Source organism: Pedobacter sp. NJ-S-72, from assembly GCF_053890575.1.
Map to the genome: position 1 here is coordinate 2,240,453 of NZ_CM132681.1, position 19,141 is coordinate 2,259,593.

General features: G+C 39.2%; 25 protein-coding genes and 1 pseudogene. 5 read left to right on the forward strand and 21 right to left on the reverse strand.

Translation table 11 applies throughout. The annotated features are described in order from the left end of the window. Positions 1 to 554 precede the first annotated feature (554 nt). The 12 genes from ACWYN3_RS15020 to ACWYN3_RS15075 form a co-directional block, all read right to left on the reverse strand. Entirely contained in the window at positions 555 to 2,756 is a 2,202-nt protein-coding gene (locus ACWYN3_RS15020) for a SusC/RagA family TonB-linked outer membrane protein (RefSeq protein WP_456221864.1), read from the reverse strand. Then, a complete protein-coding gene (locus ACWYN3_RS15025; RefSeq protein WP_456221865.1) occupies positions 2,728 to 3,054 on the reverse strand; it encodes an STN domain-containing protein in 327 nt (108 codons plus the stop codon). Before ACWYN3_RS15025 ends, ACWYN3_RS15020 begins: the two co-directional genes overlap by 29 nt. 283 nt (positions 3,055 to 3,337) lie before the next feature. After that, positions 3,338 to 3,517 carry a DUF4974 domain-containing protein gene (locus tag ACWYN3_RS15030; protein WP_456221866.1) on the reverse strand — a complete coding sequence of 60 codons (180 nt, stop codon included), beginning with the start codon at positions 3,515 to 3,517 and terminating at the stop codon, positions 3,338 to 3,340. Positions 3,518 to 3,539: 22 nt separating this feature from the next. Next, positions 3,540 to 4,154 carry a FecR family protein gene (locus ACWYN3_RS15035; protein ID WP_456221867.1) on the reverse strand — a complete coding sequence of 205 codons (615 nt, stop codon included), beginning with the start codon at positions 4,152 to 4,154 and terminating at the stop codon, positions 3,540 to 3,542. 70 nt (positions 4,155 to 4,224) lie between these two features. Beyond that, complete coding sequence (locus ACWYN3_RS15040) at positions 4,225 to 4,491, reverse strand: hypothetical protein (protein ID WP_456221868.1); 267 nt, start codon at positions 4,489 to 4,491, stop codon at positions 4,225 to 4,227. Positions 4,492 to 4,534: 43 nt separating this feature from the next. Beyond that, entirely contained in the window at positions 4,535 to 5,140 is a 606-nt protein-coding gene (locus tag ACWYN3_RS15045; RefSeq protein ID WP_456221869.1) for an RNA polymerase sigma factor, read from the reverse strand. A gap of 198 nt (positions 5,141 to 5,338) precedes the next feature. Then, complete coding sequence (locus ACWYN3_RS15050) at positions 5,339 to 5,932, reverse strand: NTP transferase domain-containing protein (protein WP_456221870.1); 594 nt, start codon at positions 5,930 to 5,932, stop codon at positions 5,339 to 5,341. Further along, a complete protein-coding gene (locus tag ACWYN3_RS15055; protein ID WP_456221871.1) occupies positions 5,916 to 6,272 on the reverse strand; it encodes a molybdopterin dinucleotide binding domain-containing protein in 357 nt (118 codons plus the stop codon). The genes ACWYN3_RS15050 and ACWYN3_RS15055 overlap by 17 nt, the downstream gene beginning before the upstream one ends. A gap of 46 nt (positions 6,273 to 6,318) precedes the next feature. Further along, positions 6,319 to 7,782, reverse strand: coding sequence for an FdhF/YdeP family oxidoreductase (locus ACWYN3_RS15060; protein ID WP_456223027.1), 1,464 nt, complete (start codon positions 7,780 to 7,782; stop codon positions 6,319 to 6,321). Beyond that, positions 7,757 to 8,626 carry a DUF7009 family protein gene (locus ACWYN3_RS15065; RefSeq protein WP_456221872.1) on the reverse strand — a complete coding sequence of 290 codons (870 nt, stop codon included), beginning with the start codon at positions 8,624 to 8,626 and terminating at the stop codon, positions 7,757 to 7,759. Before ACWYN3_RS15065 ends, ACWYN3_RS15060 begins: the two co-directional genes overlap by 26 nt. Then, positions 8,610 to 8,723, reverse strand: coding sequence for a hypothetical protein (locus tag ACWYN3_RS15070; protein ID WP_456221873.1), 114 nt, complete (start codon positions 8,721 to 8,723; stop codon positions 8,610 to 8,612). Before ACWYN3_RS15070 ends, ACWYN3_RS15065 begins: the two co-directional genes overlap by 17 nt. A gap of 44 nt (positions 8,724 to 8,767) precedes the next feature. Next, a complete protein-coding gene (locus tag ACWYN3_RS15075; protein WP_456221874.1) occupies positions 8,768 to 9,496 on the reverse strand; it encodes a formate dehydrogenase accessory sulfurtransferase FdhD in 729 nt (242 codons plus the stop codon). Positions 9,497 to 9,632: 136 nt separating this feature from the next. Between ACWYN3_RS15075 and ACWYN3_RS15080 the strand changes: the two genes are divergently transcribed. Together ACWYN3_RS15080 and ACWYN3_RS15085 are read left to right on the forward strand one after the other, a co-directional pair. Beyond that, positions 9,633 to 9,923 (forward strand): YciI family protein, encoded by a 291-nt coding sequence (locus ACWYN3_RS15080; RefSeq protein WP_456221875.1) that lies wholly within the window; start codon positions 9,633 to 9,635, stop codon positions 9,921 to 9,923. A gap of 284 nt (positions 9,924 to 10,207) precedes the next feature. Next, a complete protein-coding gene (locus tag ACWYN3_RS15085; protein ID WP_456221876.1) occupies positions 10,208 to 10,570 on the forward strand; it encodes a DUF5655 domain-containing protein in 363 nt (120 codons plus the stop codon). A gap of 70 nt (positions 10,571 to 10,640) precedes the next feature. On the opposite strand, the gene metQ is transcribed toward ACWYN3_RS15085, so the two are convergent. The 9 genes and pseudogenes from metQ to ACWYN3_RS15130 all read right to left on the reverse strand — a co-directional run bounded on the left by metQ (position 10,641) and on the right by ACWYN3_RS15130 (position 16,263). Beyond that, entirely contained in the window at positions 10,641 to 11,462 is an 822-nt protein-coding gene (gene metQ / locus ACWYN3_RS15090) for a methionine ABC transporter substrate-binding lipoprotein MetQ (protein WP_456221877.1), read from the reverse strand. A 29-nt stretch (positions 11,463 to 11,491) separates the two neighbouring features. Then, the gene (gene metI, locus ACWYN3_RS15095; RefSeq protein ID WP_456221878.1) at positions 11,492 to 12,127 is read right to left on the reverse strand and encodes a methionine ABC transporter permease MetI; all 636 of its coding nucleotides are present in this window, start codon (positions 12,125 to 12,127) and stop codon (positions 11,492 to 11,494) included. A 13-nt stretch (positions 12,128 to 12,140) separates the two neighbouring features. After that, on the reverse strand, positions 12,141 to 12,239 hold the full coding sequence (locus tag ACWYN3_RS15100) for a hypothetical protein (protein ID WP_456221879.1): 99 nt from the start codon (positions 12,237 to 12,239) through the stop codon (positions 12,141 to 12,143). Further along, positions 12,200 to 12,721 carry a hypothetical protein gene (locus tag ACWYN3_RS15105; RefSeq protein ID WP_456223028.1) on the reverse strand — a complete coding sequence of 174 codons (522 nt, stop codon included), beginning with the start codon at positions 12,719 to 12,721 and terminating at the stop codon, positions 12,200 to 12,202. The genes ACWYN3_RS15100 and ACWYN3_RS15105 overlap by 40 nt, the downstream gene beginning before the upstream one ends. After that, positions 12,631 to 13,230, reverse strand: a complete 600-nt coding sequence (locus ACWYN3_RS15110) for an ATP-binding cassette domain-containing protein (RefSeq protein ID WP_456221880.1) — start codon at positions 13,228 to 13,230, stop codon at positions 12,631 to 12,633. Before ACWYN3_RS15110 ends, ACWYN3_RS15105 begins: the two co-directional genes overlap by 91 nt. Before the next feature lie 108 nt (positions 13,231 to 13,338). After that, positions 13,339 to 14,384 (reverse strand): annotated as a pseudogene (locus ACWYN3_RS15115) (NAD(P)-dependent alcohol dehydrogenase). 87 nt (positions 14,385 to 14,471) lie between these two features. After that, the gene (locus ACWYN3_RS15120) at positions 14,472 to 14,765 is read right to left on the reverse strand and encodes a LytR/AlgR family response regulator transcription factor (protein ID WP_456221881.1); all 294 of its coding nucleotides are present in this window, start codon (positions 14,763 to 14,765) and stop codon (positions 14,472 to 14,474) included. Further along, entirely contained in the window at positions 14,744 to 15,160 is a 417-nt protein-coding gene (locus ACWYN3_RS15125; RefSeq protein WP_456221882.1) for a LytR/AlgR family response regulator transcription factor, read from the reverse strand. Before ACWYN3_RS15125 ends, ACWYN3_RS15120 begins: the two co-directional genes overlap by 22 nt. After that, on the reverse strand, positions 15,157 to 16,263 hold the full coding sequence (locus tag ACWYN3_RS15130; RefSeq protein ID WP_456221883.1) for a sensor histidine kinase: 1,107 nt from the start codon (positions 16,261 to 16,263) through the stop codon (positions 15,157 to 15,159). The genes ACWYN3_RS15125 and ACWYN3_RS15130 overlap by 4 nt, the downstream gene beginning before the upstream one ends. 819 nt (positions 16,264 to 17,082) lie before the next feature. Between ACWYN3_RS15130 and ACWYN3_RS15135 the strand changes: the two genes are divergently transcribed. From ACWYN3_RS15135 to ACWYN3_RS15145, 3 genes are read left to right on the forward strand one after another with little or no spacing between them, the layout of a single operon-like run. Further along, on the forward strand, positions 17,083 to 17,787 hold the full coding sequence (locus ACWYN3_RS15135; RefSeq protein ID WP_456221884.1) for a DUF2490 domain-containing protein: 705 nt from the start codon (positions 17,083 to 17,085) through the stop codon (positions 17,785 to 17,787). A 25-nt stretch (positions 17,788 to 17,812) separates the two neighbouring features. Beyond that, a complete protein-coding gene (locus ACWYN3_RS15140) occupies positions 17,813 to 18,439 on the forward strand; it encodes an SLC13 family permease (protein WP_456221885.1) in 627 nt (208 codons plus the stop codon). Next, entirely contained in the window at positions 18,360 to 19,130 is a 771-nt protein-coding gene (locus tag ACWYN3_RS15145; RefSeq protein WP_456221886.1) for a citrate:proton symporter, read from the forward strand. Before ACWYN3_RS15140 ends, ACWYN3_RS15145 begins: the two co-directional genes overlap by 80 nt. Positions 19,131 to 19,141: the final 11 nt, after the last annotated feature.

Sequence of the window (19,141 nt, forward strand, 5' to 3'; positions counted from 1 at the left end):
TCTGTAGTTCTGAGCAAAATCCTGATAACCTACCTTCACATCGTTTGGCGCATATTGACGGGTATCACTGGTGATATTTCCATATTTATCATAGGTAGCCACTCCTGAGACAACTTTGACTTTGACTCCCTTACCTACATAATTATTCAGGCCATTGACCACCTGATCGTAACGATATTGGTTATCAGACTCTGGATTGGTACCGGAATCCCACATTTTATCATAGATATAGTTATACATCAGCCCACCGATCCTGCCATCTATATTAACACCAAGCATCCAGTTCTTATAAGTAAAGTTGTTAATGAAGCCAAAGCTAAAATCAGGTTCACTATAACCATACTTCTTATCGTAATCACTGCTTACGGGAATTCCATTATTATGGATCACATTTCCTGAAGGATCTGTCAGCCAGTAACTCTCTGTATAAGTGTCTAAACGCTGTCCTTCTTTTACCCATTGATTATCCTTTGAATAAACTGGGTCCAGCTGATCGTAATACCGGTGCTGATTAGACCAGTTCACTGTAGAATACCATTCAAAATTCTTGCTTTTCAGGATAGAACCATCAACTGTAATCTCCAGTCCACGACGTGTATAGGTTTCTTTTGTATTGACCAGTGTAGTTGCAAATCCCGAGGTAGCCGGAAGATTTGCATTGGTTTGCTGGTTGTAGTAATACTTGTTAAAATAGGCAACATCAAAATGCAGGCGCTTTTTAAACAAATAAGCAGCCGCACCAATCCCCCAGGTACGCTGTGTGAACTTGGCAGAATATCACTTGCCCCTGCCAGTTTATAAGGATAACTTGCCGAGTTTAAATTCCCCCATACAGCACTATTAGTTTTGTAAACAGTATTTGTTTCAAAAATACCAGCAGGTGTTTTAAAGACTGCAAATGATCCTCTAACCTTAAACATATCGATCACTTCCGGTAATTTAGCAAGCTGTGAAATCACCACACTTGAACCCACCGAAGGATATAAATAAGAACCTGTAGCTTTAGGCTGCGTTGAAATCCAGTCATTACGGCCGGTAAAATCTAAAAACACAGCATCATTCCATCCTACCGCAGCTCTTGCGTACAAACTACTGGATTCTTTAGGTGAAAAATAAGGAACTACTCTGGGCGGCTCTATAGAACCATTCAAAGAAAAATAAGTTGGTGAAATCAGCCCGTTTTTAGTTACGGCATATAACCCTTCATCTTCTTTATGAAAAAAGTTTCCTCCTGCCAGCGTTTCAAAAGAGAACTTATTTACTCTTCTTTTATTGTAAGACAGAATTAAGTCATTACTTGTACTATATCCTTTTGTATTGTTGATACTGTACATCCCTTTAGCATCCCATCCCCCACGGGTAGAGTAAATATTTGCTGTCGGATTACGCATGGTTTCCCTGTTACTATAATTATCATATCCCAAACGAAGCATTAAATTCAGGTCTGATGTAATTTTATAATTAGCAGTAATACTGGCGTTCACAGTGTTTTCCTGAATTGCATTCAGCTTTTCGTTGGCAATCAGGTAAGGATTGTCATACCAGTTGGTATACATCCAGTTTTGTGTCTGATTAGGTACTTTCCAGTAATCTTTATAATCCCGGATATCATATTCTGTACCAGTCCACATGACCAGCTGATATAAATAGCCTTGATTCTGATAACCACCACCCCATACCTGAGGAGCCGTACGTCTGCTTAAACCAAAATGACTTTCAATTTTAAACTTATCGTTGATTTTAATTTCACCACCAGAGGTTAAATTAATCATGTTCAGGGTCTGATTAGGAAATTGCCCTTTATTATAAACATGGTTAAAACCAATTTTAAAGCTCCCGTTTTCACCGGTTTGTGCAATGGTTATATTATTATTGGCAATAATCCCTGTGCTCGTAAAATTCTTCAGATTATCTTTCCCTACAGAACGCAGAGGCATATTATCTTCAAATTGTTTAGTAACCGGATTCCAGTCTCTTCCTGTTTTACCAATATCCAGATGCGGGCCCCAAACGTAATCATTGTTTAAATTTCCATTATCACCACGCGCATAAGAACTCTGAACTTTAGGAATTGCTAAATAGCCCAGCTGAAACATCGTATTGCTATTCACATCAATAGAAAACCCTTTTCCCGCTGCACCTTTCTTTGTCGTGATCAGATATACCCCGCCTTTTGCTCTTGCTCCATATAAAGCAGACGCAGTCGGGCCTTTCAGAATATCTATACTTTCAATATCATCCGTAGGAATATCTCTCAAAGTTAAATTGTCGTAATCAACACCATCCACAACTAAAATAGCTGCCTCACCTCTTAGTTCAAGTGTTGGTCTGGCATTAAATTCAGTAGAATTTTTCACTACCAAACCTGCAACCCTACCCGTTAAAGAAGTACCAATATCTACACCTTTCACAGATTGCAATTCCTTACCCGACACCTTTTGTACTGCATAACCTAAAGATTTTTCTGAACGTTTGATTCCTAAAGCTGTTACAACAACCTCAGTTAACTTGTTCTCTTCCGCTTTTAGCGTGATGGTATAGTGCTGATCATTACCTACGACAAGCTCTTTTGCACCATAACCAATAAAGGAAATTACAAGTGTAGTGCCCTGCGGAGCATTCAAATTGAAATTACCATTACTATCAGTAACCACCCCCGTTTTGGTTCCTTTGATTAAAATACTAGCCCCAATAACCGGCAGACCACTCTCATCAAGGACTTTCCCCTTAATCGGATCGAAAACAGTTTTTCTCAATGTCGTCTTTCCTTTTGAGTACAATGTTTTTTTCAAAGACTTTGTAAGTTAAAGGCTGATTTTTAAGACATAAATCCATTACCTGTTCTATCGAACCCTCATTAATATCAACAGAAATTTTCGCTGCGCTTTGCAGTTCCAGATTATCATATAAAAACAGATAATCACTTTGTTTTTCTATTGCTTTCAGTACTGTTTCTATGGAAACATTTTTTTGTCTGAGTGTAATTTTTTGGCTATACACACTGGCATGGACTTGCATAAGCCCTGTAAACAACAGGATTACAAATAGTTTCATCACTAGTAAAAATTGAGAAGATTTAAACTGTATTCGCGGTACAGTCTTAAAGAGTGCACTAAAATTCATAAATTGCAGTGGGTTTTAAAATATTATTGCTTAGATAATTTTTATTCCGGATCCCGGACAATTGTCCTTAAGGAATTTTAACCCTAATACAGCGGGGTTGGTTCGAACAACTCCGCTTTTTTTTATTGGTTAACCGTTTAACAGAAGAATGAGAGTAATGCTATTTCATATTAATGGGTTTTAAAGGTTCATAATTATTTGAGCTGACAATTCTTTAGCGCTGACTAACAATAATCTTATTATTTTCTACACGGCAGTGGATACCAGAATAAGAAAGCATCTCTATCAAAGTTTTCACATTAACGCTTCTTGGAATCTTACCGGAGTATTCTTTTCGGGGAATTTCGCCCTGGTACACCACATCGGTCGCATACCATCTTGATATTTGACGCATTAAAGAATGGAGATCTGATTTTTCAAATTGGAAATACCCGTTTTTCCAGGCAATTACGCCTGATGCATTTTCGATATCCCGGACACTGATCAAACTGGAAGAAATACCTGTTCTTGCCTGCTGACCAGGTTTCAACAATGATCTTTCTGTCCCTTTGCTTATTTCTACCGAACCTTCCAGCAAGGTGGTATGCTGCGCATTTTCGTCGGCATAAGCCATGATATTGAAATGCGTTCCCAGAACTAACTTCGGTTTGTTCCGTTTTCACAATAAATGCTTTTGACTTATCTTTTGCGACTTCAAAATAGGCTTCGCCTGTAAGAGATACCTGACGCTTGTCACCCGGAAATGCCGTAGGAAAAGTTAAAGAAGAATTGGCGTTGAGCCAGATTTTTGTACCATCAGCCAGCAGCAGCTGATATTGTCCACCGCGCGGCGTAGAGATTGTATTAAATTTCGCACCGGCATGGCTATCGCCGATAACTTTATAAATTAATCCGCCGTTCTCTGTTTTGGTCACGATAACACCTGCCTGCTGCGCAAGTTGCCCGTTTCCTGCATCCGACAGACTAATCTTACTGCCATCTGCTAAAGTTAGTATTGCTTTATTGGTTCCTGGAGTGATTGTATTGTTCACTGCATGAGCCAGATCAGCAGACTGATGTACTGCTGAACCGTTTGGCTTATTAAAATATAATAATCCAATATTAAATAATACACAGAGAATTGCAGCCGCAGCAATCCATGGATGGATATAGTCTTCCGGACTTCGTAGTCCGAACAGGGGCTGGCTGATTTTCGCCGATCTGTTCTTTTACCCTACTATATAATTGTTCTTTCAGATTGGCCGCCTCTGGCAAAACTTCCTCTTTATGGAGCCGTTCATACCAGTGTTCAACCAATGCCCTTTCTTCGGTAGTTGCTGTATTATTATTGTATTTGGCAATGAGTGCCCTGAATTGTTCCGTATCCAAAATCCGTTCGTTTCTTATCTATCCGCTGTGGAAGAAGAAAGTACTATACGGATTTGAAAAAAAATAGGATTTTTATCAAAATAATGGAAAGGCCTGCCAGATTAGGGTTGTATTCCCTTAATTTCAACCTTAAGCGATTATAGGCATTTTGCAACTGGTTCTTAATCGTTTGTTCTGAAAGGCCTAATTCTTCTGCAATTTGCTTAATGGAGAAATTATCATCCTTTTTTAAGACATAGATCTCTTTCATTCTGGAGGGCATCCGGTTGATTTCACCTTCAATAATTAATTTCAGTTCTTTTTCTAAAAGCAGTTCATGGGAACAAAGATCAAAAGAAGAATCTACCGGGCAGATTTGCAAAGCATGTTTTAACCGCACTGCGTCTTTTTCAAATATTTTAAGGATTTTATTTCTTAGAATACCATACAGATAACCAGGGATGTTAAAGCCTTCGTTTAAAGAATCGAGGTTATCCCAAAAAGCGATAAAAACGTCCTGAACAAGATCCTTTGCTAAATCTTCTGATTGCACTTTGCTATAAGCCTTGCGATATAGTGGCTGCCAGAATTCATCAAATAGTTTTTCGAATGCTTTATTCTTATCTAAATCAAGAAGAGAAAAAAAGTCACTTTCAAACGTTTCAGGCATAAATCAGGTGGCTTAAAGAGGTTAATTTCAGACCGCAAAAGTAATATGCTGCAATTAATTGAATATTAACTTATCAATAAATTACAGCCACCAGATACCGTTCATACATTGTTCTGATTTATACCTAATATATAGATAATCAGGCATAGCTAAAAGGAGGAAGGAGAAAAATTTCACGCAAACGTTTGTGTTAATTATTTACAGAGCTCCCAGGAACTTTCTGATTTCAGCGGTTTCTTCCGGACTGTTTACATTGGAAAGCGCACGCTGGTGAACAGGATTCAACAAAGTGATCTCATTTTTAAGCAAGGCACTGCGGGCGGATAAAAGCCCCGTTGTTAAGGAAGCCTTTAATATGGGATAAGCTAAAGGTTCCCATATCGCGATTAAAGGTTCAGGCAAACCATTTGCTGCTGCAAAAGCGGTTGCCATCAAAGCTGGATTTCGATGTGTACTGAGATAGTCTAAATGCTGCTTATCCATCAAAGGTAAATCGCAGGCGACAACCAGCCACGCCGTATTTTCATCTTGTTCAAAAGCAGATAAAATGGAGCCTAAAGGCCCTGAATCTGTATAATTATCATGCAGCGCAGCATACCCTCCCTGCTCAATTTCTTCCTTTTGATCTGCACGGCAGGAGATAAATACTTTTTGGCAATAAGGCTTGAGCAAATCAGCCATATATTCACGCTGAGGCTTACCATGCCAGTTGATCAGCCCTTTATCCTGCCCCATCCGGGTACTTCTGCCACCGGCCAGAACCAGGCCATTCAGCTCAGGAACCCGGGACATGTTTTTTAATTTTAATGACGATCAGTTTCCCTATCGGGGTATTACTTTGATCAGAAACACTGTTAATAGGCATCAGAACATTTGTTTCCGGGTAGTAAGTTGCGGTGTTACGCTCCGGTATACTGTAAGGAACCACCACAAATAGTCTGGCTATGCGTTCTACCCCATCCCCATAATTGAACATATCTACTTGATCTCCTTCCAAAAAACCAGCCTTGTCCATATCTTTCTGGTTCATAAACACCACACGGCGTTCGTTTTTGATTCCCCGATAACGGTCTTCCAAACCATAAATAGTTGTATTAAACTGATCGTGGCTACGGATAGAGGCCATCATCATGTATTCATGTATTCATCGTCTGCTAAATTATGTACTGGCAAATCTGTCAGTGTAAACGGTGCTTTATCAATAAACTTTTCAGTGATAAACTTGCCTTCCCTTGGCCCGTTTGGCAAATAAAAAAACCACCGGGTATACGTACTCTTTTATTATAATCCTCAAAACCAGGAATACACTGTTCTATTAAATCACGGATCGCATCATAATCATTCGCATATTTATCCCAGTTGACTACAGAACGGCTGCCTAAAGTAGCCTTCGCCATTTCACAGACAATCCGGGTTTCGTTCATCATCTGGTCAGAGACGGGGTCTAAAATTCCTTTCGAAGACTGTACTACGCCCATTGAATTTTCTGTACTGATAAACTGAGCTACACCATGATAAAGATCTTTATCACTCCGTGACAATGCCGGAAGGATGAGTGCTTCTTCGCCATGGATCAGATGACCGCGGTTCAACTTGGTAGAAACTTGTACGTTCAGCTTTAGTTTACGCATCGCATCGGCAGTATAATTTGTATCGGGCGTAGCCGAAAGGAAATTACCCCCCATTCCGAAAAACACTTTTACCTTACCTGCATGCATCGCTTTAATCGCGTTCACTACATCATAACCGTTTGCTCTTGGTGGTTCAAAACCGAAAACAGATTTTAACCTGTCCAGTTGCTTTTGTGTTGGCTTCTCTGAAATCAGCATCGTACGGTTTCCCTGCACATTGCTATGCCCGCGAACCGGGCACAAGCCTGCCCCTGGTTTACCGATGCTCCCTTTCAATAAAGTGATGTTAACAATCTCCTTTAACATGTCTACTCCATTTTTTTGTTGGGTCAGCCCCATTCCCCAGCAAAATATAAGTCTGTTTTTCGGGCCGATTATAGCTGCAGCTTCCCGGATTTGTGCTAATGGAACACCCGCTTGTTCAGCAAGATCTTCCAGCTGATAGTTTTTCAGATGATTCATAAAATCTCCGTAACCAACGGTATGATTAGCGATAAATTCATGGTCAAAGACTTTCCCGGGAGATTTGAGTTCGGCCTCATATAAAAGGATTTCCAGTGCTTTAAAGATCGCCATGTCACCGTTTATTTTCACCTGAAGAAACAGGTCGGCAAATTTTGTACCTGAACCGAGTACGCTCCTAACCTCCTGAGGATTTTTAAACCCCATTAAACCAGCTTCGGGCAACGGGTTAATAGCAATGATTTTGGCTCCGTTCTTTTTCCCTTTTTCCAAAGCACTCATCATTCTGGGCGCATTTGTTCCAGGATTCTGTCCAATAATGATAATGACGTCAGTATCGTAGAAATCTTCGAGTTTTACAGTGCCTTTTCCAATACCTATAGTCTGTGATAAAGCAACACCACTGGTTTCATGACACATATTAGAGCAATCCGGCAGGTTATTGGTACCGAACTCTTTGGTAAATAACTGGTATAGGAAAGAGGCTTCGTTGCTTGTCCTTCCGGAAGTATAAAATGCAGCTTCATCCGGCGACGCTAAAACTAAGATGTTGTTCTGCTATTTTTTTAAAAGCATTGTCCCAACTGATAGGCTGATAATGTGTCCCGCCTTTGGGCAGGTAAACAGGCTCAGTTAAACGCCCCTTCTTCCCTATTTCATAGTCTGATAATGCTGATAAATCAGCTACCGAATGCTGAGCAAAAAACTCAGCAGTAACCTTTTTTGTAGTTGCCTCTTCGGCTAAAGCTTTGACTCCGTTTTCACAGTATTCACCAAGTGCAGACCGGTCATCATCAGGATCTGGCCAGGCACAGCTTGAACAGTCAAACCCGCCTTTCTGGTTCATGGAAAACAAGGCACCTCCACCACGCAGGAGAGTGCTTTCTTCAACAATATCTGTCATTGCAGCAACCACAGCAGGAATACCGGCCGCCCAGGTTTTTGCTTTGGATACTTTTAAGTTCAGTAACTTTTCCGGATTCTCTGCATCGGGCAGTATTTTACCTTCGTCTTCCATGTTCAATATATTTGTGCCAGTATTAATTGTAGCAGCTAAAGGATTAGGGAAATTATCACTCTGATCTTCTTCTACATTGTCTAAACAGGTAAAGTCCTTTTCAATCAATAGGTATAAAGTATTTCCCTGATGACTAAACCCTACTTTTTCTGTATCTGCTAATTCCTGAACCATCGCTTTAGAAATTAATAAGGTAATCTGATGACCCGTGAATTCAGCTTCCAGCTGTTCAGTTTCTTTAACTTTTATGGCGTAAATCAGGGTCTGGTTTGCAAAAGCTGTACTTTCCTGTAAATAGCCACCCTGAACAAGAGCAGCAATGTCCGATCTTGTTAAACGATATCGCAGTGAGTTTCCTTTAATTCTTATCTTCATTCGTATAGGTATGTATTTTTGTAGTGTTTATAGCAATGCGATGTGCTCCGGTATAGATATTAAATCTTTGATTGCGCAAAAAACCAATCAGGGTCATCCCAAATTCTTCGGCTAATTGTACCGCCAGACTTGACGGTGCCCCTACTGCGGCAAAATAATCCGGATACCAGCCATTGCAGCTTTCTGTACCAGTTCAAAACTGACCCTCCCGCTTAATAACAGAATGGTTTGCGTCAGCGGGAGTAAATCTTTAGTTAAAGCAGCACCAATCAATTTATCAAGGGCATTATGACGGCCCACGTCTTCTCTTAAAAACAGTAATTCTCCGGAAGGGGTAAATAATGCAGAAGCATGTAAACCACCTGTGGCCTGAAAGACTTCTTGTTGTTTTTGCAGGGTGAGCGGTAATTGGTTCAGTGTTTCCTGACTGATAAATAACTGATCATCTTCTTCTTGCTGAAAAACACTGACTGTACGGATCGCAGCAATTGAACCTTTTCCACAGACGCCACAACTTGAAGTGGTATAGAAATTACGTTCCGCATTTTGCAACGCAGGGATCTCGTTTAAGGTCACCTGAATTACGTTTTCTTTGTTTTCAGCACACGCGATGAAGCAGTGGTCAACTGATGCCAGTATTTCTTTGTTCCTATAAATGCCTTCGGTAAACAAAAATCCTATAGCAAGTTCTGCATCATGGCCAGGTGTACGCATGGTGACAGAGATATTTTTGATAAGCTGTTGTCCACCTGAAAGATAACTCACCCGGATTTCCAATGGTTCTTCAATAGCGAGTTCGTCAGTTACCGGTGAGGTATCTTTTTCATTCACTTTGATAATCGAAAACCGCTGTATTGAATCCGCTTGCATTTTATAAATTTACGATTTATTTAAATGCTGTATTTAAGTTTAAGAGATAAAATTACCTGCAGGTCATTTTAGTCTTAACAGGAGGACACAATTGATATTTTGTTTAACTTGGTATTATTTCCCTAACTCTGATAATATGTTTATAGTATCCATAACCTATAAGGTTTCAATCGATCTAATTGAGACACATTTAGCTGCACATGTAACCTACCTGAAAGAACAATATGCACTTGGCAATTTTATTCTTTCAGGTAGAAAAGAACCCAGAACAGGTGGCATTATCCTGTCTAATGCAGACAGCATAACATCTCTTAAAGCCATACTGGATAAAGACCCTTTTAAAAAGCTTGATCTGGGAGACTATGTTATCACTGAATTTCTACCAAGCATGGCTGGAGAGGAATTTACTTTCTTATTAAATTATTAATGACAACATTCTTTTCTATTATCTCTTTTTTGAAAATTAGTTTTTGATTTCCCAGCCTCCTAACTGCTGTTTAATATTCCATAGATAATGGCATTTGAACAACTTTCGAAAAAAAAATAAATCCGTTCTGAAATCAGCTTACGAAGCAGACTGTATTCTTCTGTACAGCATTTTAATACTGCATTTAATAAGAAATTTGGTATTTCTCTGGGGAAAGTGAAAATGAATTAGTTATTTTGATAAGCTAATTTTCTCTTAAATGGTGTCCTAATCTTTTTCAAATAATGGAATACGAAGATCAATTGCTCAAAGAGTTTCTTGCTAAAAAGTCAGCACATTCCATTATTCTTTTTGAAGAACTGAATGCAGCATTCCAGCAAATTGGCAAAGTCAGTTTTCATTCCACTAAAACTATGATAGCTTTTTCTACGAGGATTAATTTTGCCTATATCATACAAATGGGTAAAGATTTCATTGATGTCGTATTTCCTTTTAAAGAGGTGTATGAACATAATTTATGCTTTCGTAAAATAAAACAAGTTCCAGGCAGTAGTGACTACAACCATCATATCAGGATTTACGCTAAAGAAGATCTGAATGAAGAAGTAAAAGGCTATATGATAAAAGCTTATGAAAATGGTCTATAAACAAGAAAAAGCTGCCTTTATCAAAAGACAGCTTTTTCTTATTAAATGATATTGTTTGTACAACCAGAATTTACCAGCCTTTAACAGCTCCGCCTTTGAATATTCTGGCAGCAGCTTCGGCTACTTCATCTGATTGAAATGCTTTTACAAATTTCCTGATCTTCTCTTCATCTTTGTTATCTTCTCTTGATACAATGATATTTACATAAGGTGATTTCTTATCTTCTACAATAAGTCCGTCACGGTCTGCAATTAATCCTACTGATGTAGCAAAAGTATTATTGATCACAGCGATAGTCACGTTCTGATCATCCAGAGCTCTTGGTAATTGAGGAGCTTCCAGTTCAAGAATTTTTATCTTTTTAGGGTTTTCAATAATATCATTTACTGTAGGTAATAAACCAACACCATCTTTAAGTTTCAGCAATCCTGCTTTTTGAAGAAGAAGCAAAGCTCTGCCCCCGTTTGTAGGATCATTGGGAATGATGATTGTGTTACCTTCTTTTAACTCTTCAATTTTCTTGATTTTTTTAGAATAACCTGCTAGTGGGAAAACAAAAGTATTTCCCTGAATAGCGAACTTATATCCGCGTTGTTTAGTTTGAACATCAAGATATGGTTTATTCTGAAATACGTTAACGTCCAGATCACCCTGGCTAAGTGCCTCATTAGGCATTACGAAATCGTTAAATTGTACCAGTTCCACTCTAAACCGACCGAATTTCTCTTTTGCTACTTTCTGTGCCGCCTGTGCCACTGCATATTCAGGCCCCGATTCTACACCAACTTTAATATGATTCGGATCATTCTTTTTGGCACCTCCTCCGCAACTGAATAAAGTAACCGAGGCCATAACAGCAACAGCTGCCAGTAATTGAATTTTTGTTTTCATTCGTATATTTTATTTTTTTTTCTTCGTAATTATTTCCTGTGGTCAACACGTTTGGCGATCAGGTCACCCGTAAATTGTATACAGAATACCAGGGCAACCAGCACAATTAATACTGTGTTCATGACCAGTACATCATAGCCCACATAGCCATATTGATAACCGATTTGTCCTAATCCTCCGGCACCAACCGCACCACCCATAGCTGAATAACCAACAAGGGTAATTAAGGTAATAGATGCGGTATTGATCAGCGAAGGCATAGCTTCCGGCAATAATACTTTATAAACGATTTGAAAAGGGGTTGCTCCCATTGCTCTTGCTGCCTCAACCAGTCCACCCGGTACTTCTATCAGGCTATTTTCTACCATCCTCGCGATAAAAGGAGCTGCCCCAATACTTAAAGGCACTAATGCCGCTTCAATACCAATTGAGGTTCCAACCAGCATACGGGTAAAAGGTATCATCCAGACAATCAGAATGATAAATGGAATAGAGCGGAAAACATTCACTAAAACTGATACCACATTATTCAGCGTTCTGTTTTCCAGTACCTGGCCTTTGCGGGTCAGATAGAGCATTACCCCGGTAGGCAGTCCGATGACAAAACCGAAAAATCCTGAGACGAAGGTCATGACTATAGTCTCCCATGTTCCTTTGAACATCATTAAAATCATAGACTCAGACATAACCTAAAACCTCCACTTTAATCTGTTTATTTTCATAATATGCTATTGCTTTCAGACTGTCTTCCTGTGTGCCGAAAACTTCAATGACCATTGCCCCGAATTTGACCCCTCCGGCATATTCAATTTGTGCGTAAATATATTGTTATTGAGATTGAACAATCTGCTCACTTCCGAAAGTACCGGATCATCTACCGACTGTCCTGTAAATTCAAGTTTCAATAAAGGTCTTTTATCTGCCGAAATGGTATCACTTAATCTTTCCAGATAAGTTTCCGGAATATTGATTTTTAAGGACGAAGCAATAAATTCGCGGGTAAGATCAGCTTTAGGATGTGCAAATATTTCACTGACAGTACCCTGTTCTATGAGTTTACCTGCACTGATTACTGCAACTTCATCACAGATACTTTTTACGACATCCATTTCATGGGTGATCAGTAAGATCGTAATGTTTAGTCTTTTATTGATATCTTTTAATAAAGTCAGGATAGATTTTGTAGTTGCCGGATCCAAAGCACTTGTAGCTTCATCGCATAAAAGAACTTTCGGATTGCTGGCCAGTGTCCTTGCAATTGCAACACGCTGTTTCTGTCCGCCTGATAAATTAGCAGGATAATCTTTTCCTTTATCTTCCAGCCTACTAAAGCAAGTAATTCTGCAACTCTTTTCTCAATTTGTTCTTTAGGAACCTTATCCAGCTCTAAAGGAAAGGCAATATTTTCAGAAACAGTTCTGGATGATAAAAGATTGAAGTGCTGAAAGATCATTCCGATCTGTCTTCTTTCTTTTGCTAATAAAGATGGCGACAAACCAATCAGGTTAAGACCGTCAACGATAACTTCTCCTGATGTGGGTCTTTCCAACAAATTCACACAGCGGATCAGGGTACTTTTTCCTGCACCTGATGCTCCGATCACACCATAGATTTTACCTTTAGGAACGGTTAATGAGACGTCCGACAAAGCCGTAATCTCCCGATTTTTCTGATGAAATTGTTTAGTTATATTTTTTAATACAATCATGTTCGCCGCAAAAGTAATAATAATCATCAATAGTCTATCATATTTATAGACTTTAACCATCAGGATGATAATAAAAGAGGCAACTGAAAGCTGCCTCTTTTATTTTTTTTTATTGTTCAATCTAGATTTTAAGATTTTTAATTCAATGATCATAAGATTACCCGCTTCTTAGTTCAATGATGCCATATCAATCACAAAACGGTAATGAACATCACCGGCAAGGGTACGTTCATAAGCTTCGTTAATCTGATCGATATTGATCATTTCCACATCCGAAGTGATATTGTGTTCTGCACAGTAATCCAGCATTTCCTGGGTTTCTTTTATCCCCCCTACTAATGACCCAACCAGGCTGCGACGGCCACCGATTAATTGAAAAGCATGTACATCCGAAGGTTTCGGCGGTACACCTAACAATACCATTACCCCGTTGGTACGCAATAAAGCAAGGTATTCGTTATAATCATGCTCCGCAGAAACAGTATCAATGATATAATCAAAATTGTTAGCCAGCTTTTTCATGGTTTCTTTTTCCGTAGTAATTTCGAAATGATGTGCTCCTAATTCCTGAGCATCTTTTTCTTTACTTTTAGAACGGCTTAAAACAGTCACCTCTGCTCCCATAGAAGCCGCAATTTTCACTGCCATGTGTCCTAATCCTCCTAAACCAACTACCGCCAGTTTATCTCCTTTTTTAACATTCCAGTGTTTCAGCGGAGAATAAGTAGTAATACCGGCACATAATAAAGGAGCTACTTTTTCAAGAGGCAATTTATCAGATACGCTAAGTACAAATTTCTGTGTAACTACGATATGACTTGAATAACCACCATAAGTAATTGTTTTTTTATCCTGTAACATAGAGTTATAGGTCTGTGAATGCCCATTTTCACAATATTGTTCATTGTCTTCTGCGCAGTTTCTGCAATGGCCGCAAGAGTCTACAAAACATCCCACACCAACAGTATCACCAACTTTAAAGCGGCTGACTTTGTCTCCAACACGGGTTACTTTACCTACAATTTCGTGTCCTGGGACAACAGGGTACATCGTTCCTGCCCACTCGTTTCTTGCGGTATGAATATCTGAATGACATACTCCGCAATATAAGATCTTGATCTCTCGTCATCGGCTCCCGGCTCACGACGGTCTAACTGATATGGAGCAAGAGGTTTATCTGCGCTATGCGCTGCATAGGATTTTACTGCTTTCATCTTTTTCAATTATTTAGTGTTACAACAAATATAAATACAAAAGTCAGCGCTATTTTGTTCATTATATTTAAGTGTATTATCAAATAATTACCCCCTGAGCTGTACATTTTGCTTATAAACCCTGCCGATTGGCAATTCATGCCCAAGCTTTAATTTTACCGTGCTGGAAGAATACGATTCAATATCCTGAGCAAGAACAAGGTAAGACTTATGTATCCTGATAAAACCAAGATAAGCATATTGTTCAGCGAACTCACTCATCCTTTGCAATAGTGTAAAATTCTTGAACCTTCCGACTAATTTAATATACTCTCCAAAGCCTTCAACCCAAAGTATATCAATCAGGCGCATCCGCTGGATCATATAATCAGATTTAAACATAATAATCTGCTCGTCCGCATCATTAAATGCTGTGTAAACCTTTTATATTCCATTGCTTTATTAACCGACTTTTCAAAACGCGCGAAAGGCACTGGTTTAATCAGATAATCGATTACATCCAGTTCATAAGCTTTTACAGCAGAGTGCAGGTCAGCGGTAATAAAAATACAAAGCGGTTTATAGTTAATTTGTTGTAACAACTCAAGCCCTGTGAATCCTGGCATCCTGATATCCAGTAACAACAAATCCACCTTGGTTTTCTCCAAAAACGAGATGGCTTCCTTTGAATTCGAGAACGTTTTGATCAGCTCTATTCCCGGCACCATTTCACAATACTCCTTCATCAGTTTCAAAGAAGGAAGTTCATCATCTACACAGACCGTTTTTAATCTCATAACAATTTTAACATAAGTACCGCTTGATAAACATCCCCCTGCGTATCAGTTTGCAGTGAATAATTACCAGATCCAATTTCAATATTCATTAGCTGTCTGATCAGCGTTAAACCTATCCCCTTGTATTCATAATGTACATTAATCTCCCCTGAACCAGAGACACTGTTCCGGACTTCAAAATGCAATTTATCTCCCTCAATAGCTATATTTACCTTAATCCACGCTTCAGGATTACTCCCAATCGCAGAATGCTTTAGTGCATTTTCATATAACGTTAAAAAAACTGCCGGAGGTATTTCTACCTCATCCATCCAGTCTTCCTCCGTATACTCGAACTGGATATCCAGTACATTTCCATGTTTCAGCTGATACAATCCAGTCAATGCCGTAATCATTTGCAGTTCCTTAGAAATACTGATTCTTTTATGATCAGTTTCATAAATGGTATACTGCAATAACTGGCTCAGGTTAAGCACTGATTGTGATTGCAGCTCATTGATATTATCCCCTATAGCATAAATATTATTCAGTGTATTCAATAAAAAATGAGGATTCACTTTAGACTTCAGCAAATTCATATCCGCCTCCTTTTTGATACTTTCAAGCAACACCAGGTCATTCTCAATCATAAACTTATGCTTTGATATCCCGAGCAGGCCCGATACTAAAATACAAATCCCATGAGAAGTGTAAATGAAGATAAATAGAAGCCCCTGTTCAATTCTGAGAGGTGGTCCCGCAGTCATTCCTGGTTCTATCAGGATCCGGAGCAGACTAAAAACGACAAATATCAAAATCGTATAAAGTATATACTGCGAATAGTTTTTGGTGATATAAAACTCCGGAACCAGCTTATTAAAGCTTATATAATAGATAAACGCATTACAGACCAGTGCAATCAAAATACAATACAAACTATACGGAAACCCAACAAATGAGATATAGAAATACACATTCACAAAAGAGAAGATCACCCAAAACAAGATGTGCTGCACCAAAAGTAATACAGGCCAATCCTTCTTTAATATCGATTCAATAATCTTTTTCTCAAAAGACAGCCTTAAAATCAGCACTAAAAAAATAATATTTATCAGCATTATCATCAATCCAAAGTTATAATTAAAAACCTAACCAACCTTCCTTCAAAAGCAATCCAACATGCGTCTCCTTAATCAATCCTCAAAAGTAATCCAACATGTATCTCCTTAAATCAACCTTCAAAAGTAATCTAACATGTGTATCCTTAAATCAACCTTCAAAAGTAATCCAACATGTGTCTCCTTAAATCAACTTTCAAAAGCAATCTAGCCAGCATCTCCTTAAATCAACTTTCAAAAGCAATCTAACATGTGTCTCCTTAAATCAACTTTCAAAAGCAATCCAACATGTATCTCCTTAATCAACCTTCAAAAGTAATCCAACATGTGTCTCCTTAATCACCCTTCAAAAGCAATCTAACCAGCATCTCCTTAAATCAACCTTCAAAAGTAATCCAACATGTGTCTCCTTAATCACCCTTCAAAAGCAATCTAACCAGCGTCTCCTTAAATCAACCTTAAAAATTAACCAGATCAGTTTCTTCTTAAATACCAATCCAACCAGTTTCGCCATTAACCAACAAACCTCCCATCAAGAAAGCAATAAATCAGCATCCAACAAGCTCCCAATCAGGAAAACCCTGTGAATTTCAAAAAGCAACATGCTATGTGATGGCATAGCATGGCCGTTGCCCCGAAGGGCAAAAGGAAATGCAGCCATCACATAGCATGTTGCTTTTTGAAACTACGTCGTTCACCTGATTTTCTTGTTGTTCGCTGAGTTTATTTCCGATCTAACAGTTATACCAGCATATTACAATCCGCAGCCAGATATTCCAACCTGATATCCATCTGCCACGACCATTAATTCTAACCAAATTAAACATGAAGCAAGTACTATTAAGCGCAATAATAGCACTGATAATCAACCTGTCAGCCTATTCCGTCGCCACTGCCCAACCAGGCAAATTCAATCAGTTTTACATGTTCCTTGCCAGAGCAAAAGTAGCCCCGCAATGGACAGTTACCTCATTGGTCCAGTACAGAGCATACGAAGGTGACATCACTGACACCAGGCTTTTTCTAATTAACACTTATGCAGATTACAAGTTAAAAAATGCCCCTGTTCAATTTGGAGGAGGATATATGTACCTTGAAATCTCACCCTATGATGAAACAGGAACAGAAAAGAAGACGATACTCGAGCACAGGGTTTTTCAACAGGTAACTATCGGTCATAAGCTAAATGATCGCCTCGATTTATCCCAAAGATATCGTTTCGAAGAGCGCTTCCTTTTTTCCGACCGCTTTATCCTGCGGGCAAGACACCTGTTAACTGCAAATTACAAACTTGGTAATTTGGAAACCGGTAAATGGACACTGATCGGAAAAAACGAGATCAGGATGAACCTCGATAAAGAAACAGCTTTTGATAGTTTTCGTTTATGGGGCGGTGCCGGATATAAAGTTACAAAAACCTTTGAAGTAGAATCCTATTGGATGAGTCAGTTCGAATCCGGAGGAATTTTCAATTTCGCTGTACTCTCACTGCGTAAGAGCTTCGATTTTACCAAAAAAAATAAGAATTAAGAACCCAATAACCTTATACTATGTTATGTTAGCTTTTTTAGGATTTTTGATGATCATTACTTTTATGCTCCTGATCATGAGCAAGAAAATGTATGCATTGACAGCTTTGATAATAGTCCCTATCATTTTTGGTCTGATCGGTGGCTTCGGAAACGAGCTCGGTGCTATGATGATGGATGGAATCAAAAAGATAGCCCCAACGGGCGTTATGTTGATTTTCGGTATTATGTATTTCAGTATTATGATTGACGTAGGACTTTTCGACCCGTTAGTTTCCAAGATTCTGAAACTGGTTAAAGGCGATCCTTTGAAAGTCACCATCGGTACAGCTATCCTTACCTTGATGGTATCTCTCGATGGAGATGGAGCAACCACTTATCTGATCGTCGTTTCGGCAATGCTTCCACTCTATAAAAGACTAGGTATCCCTGCCCTTAAACTCACTGCAATTATTATGTGTGCAGGTGGAGTAATGAATGTATTACCCTGGGGTGGGCCTACCGCAAGAGCAATGACTCTCACTGCACTTAGGCTCCGCAGAGTTATTTATTCCTGTATTACCTTCACTTGTTTTGGGAGGCATCTGGGTTATATTTATGGCCAGAATTTTCGGAATGCAGGAAAGAAGAAGAATGCAGCTGGCAGGCATTGATATCAATGCAGCAGAATTTGCAGCCGAAAATGATAACCATTTAAAATTTGGGGAATCAGGCGACCAGAGCCTGAAACGCCCTAAACTACTCCTATTTAACTTTTTACTTACAGCAGCCCTACTTGTAGCTATGGTTCTGAATGTGCTGCCTCTTACAGTCATGTTTATGATTGCTTTCGCCATTGCAATTATTATCAATTATCCACGACTGGAAGAGCAGCATGACAGAATACGAAAACATGCAGACAATGCCTTATCCGTATCAGCCATGATTTTTGCAGCGGGAATCTTTACAGGAATTTTATCCGGAACCAAGATGATGGATGCGATGGCCATGACTATGATTAGCGCTATCCCTGCACAGTGGGGCAGTCATTTACCATTGATTACGGGTCTTGCAACCCCACCGCTTACTTTTTTCATGAGTAATGATGCTTATTATTTCGGCATACTGCCATTAATAGGACAAACAGCGCAGCACTTAAACGTGCCCATTGCAGAAGTAGGAAGAGCAGCACTCTTTGGAGGTCCCGTACACTTACTTAGCCCGCTTGTACCCTCCACCTATTTACTGGTAGGCCTTGCCGGAGTAAGTTTTGCTGATCACATGCACTTTACCCTCAAATGGGCCAGCATCACCTGTCTGGTTATGCTGGCAGGAGCATTTCTATTTGGTGTGATCTCTTTTTAAAAACTATATAA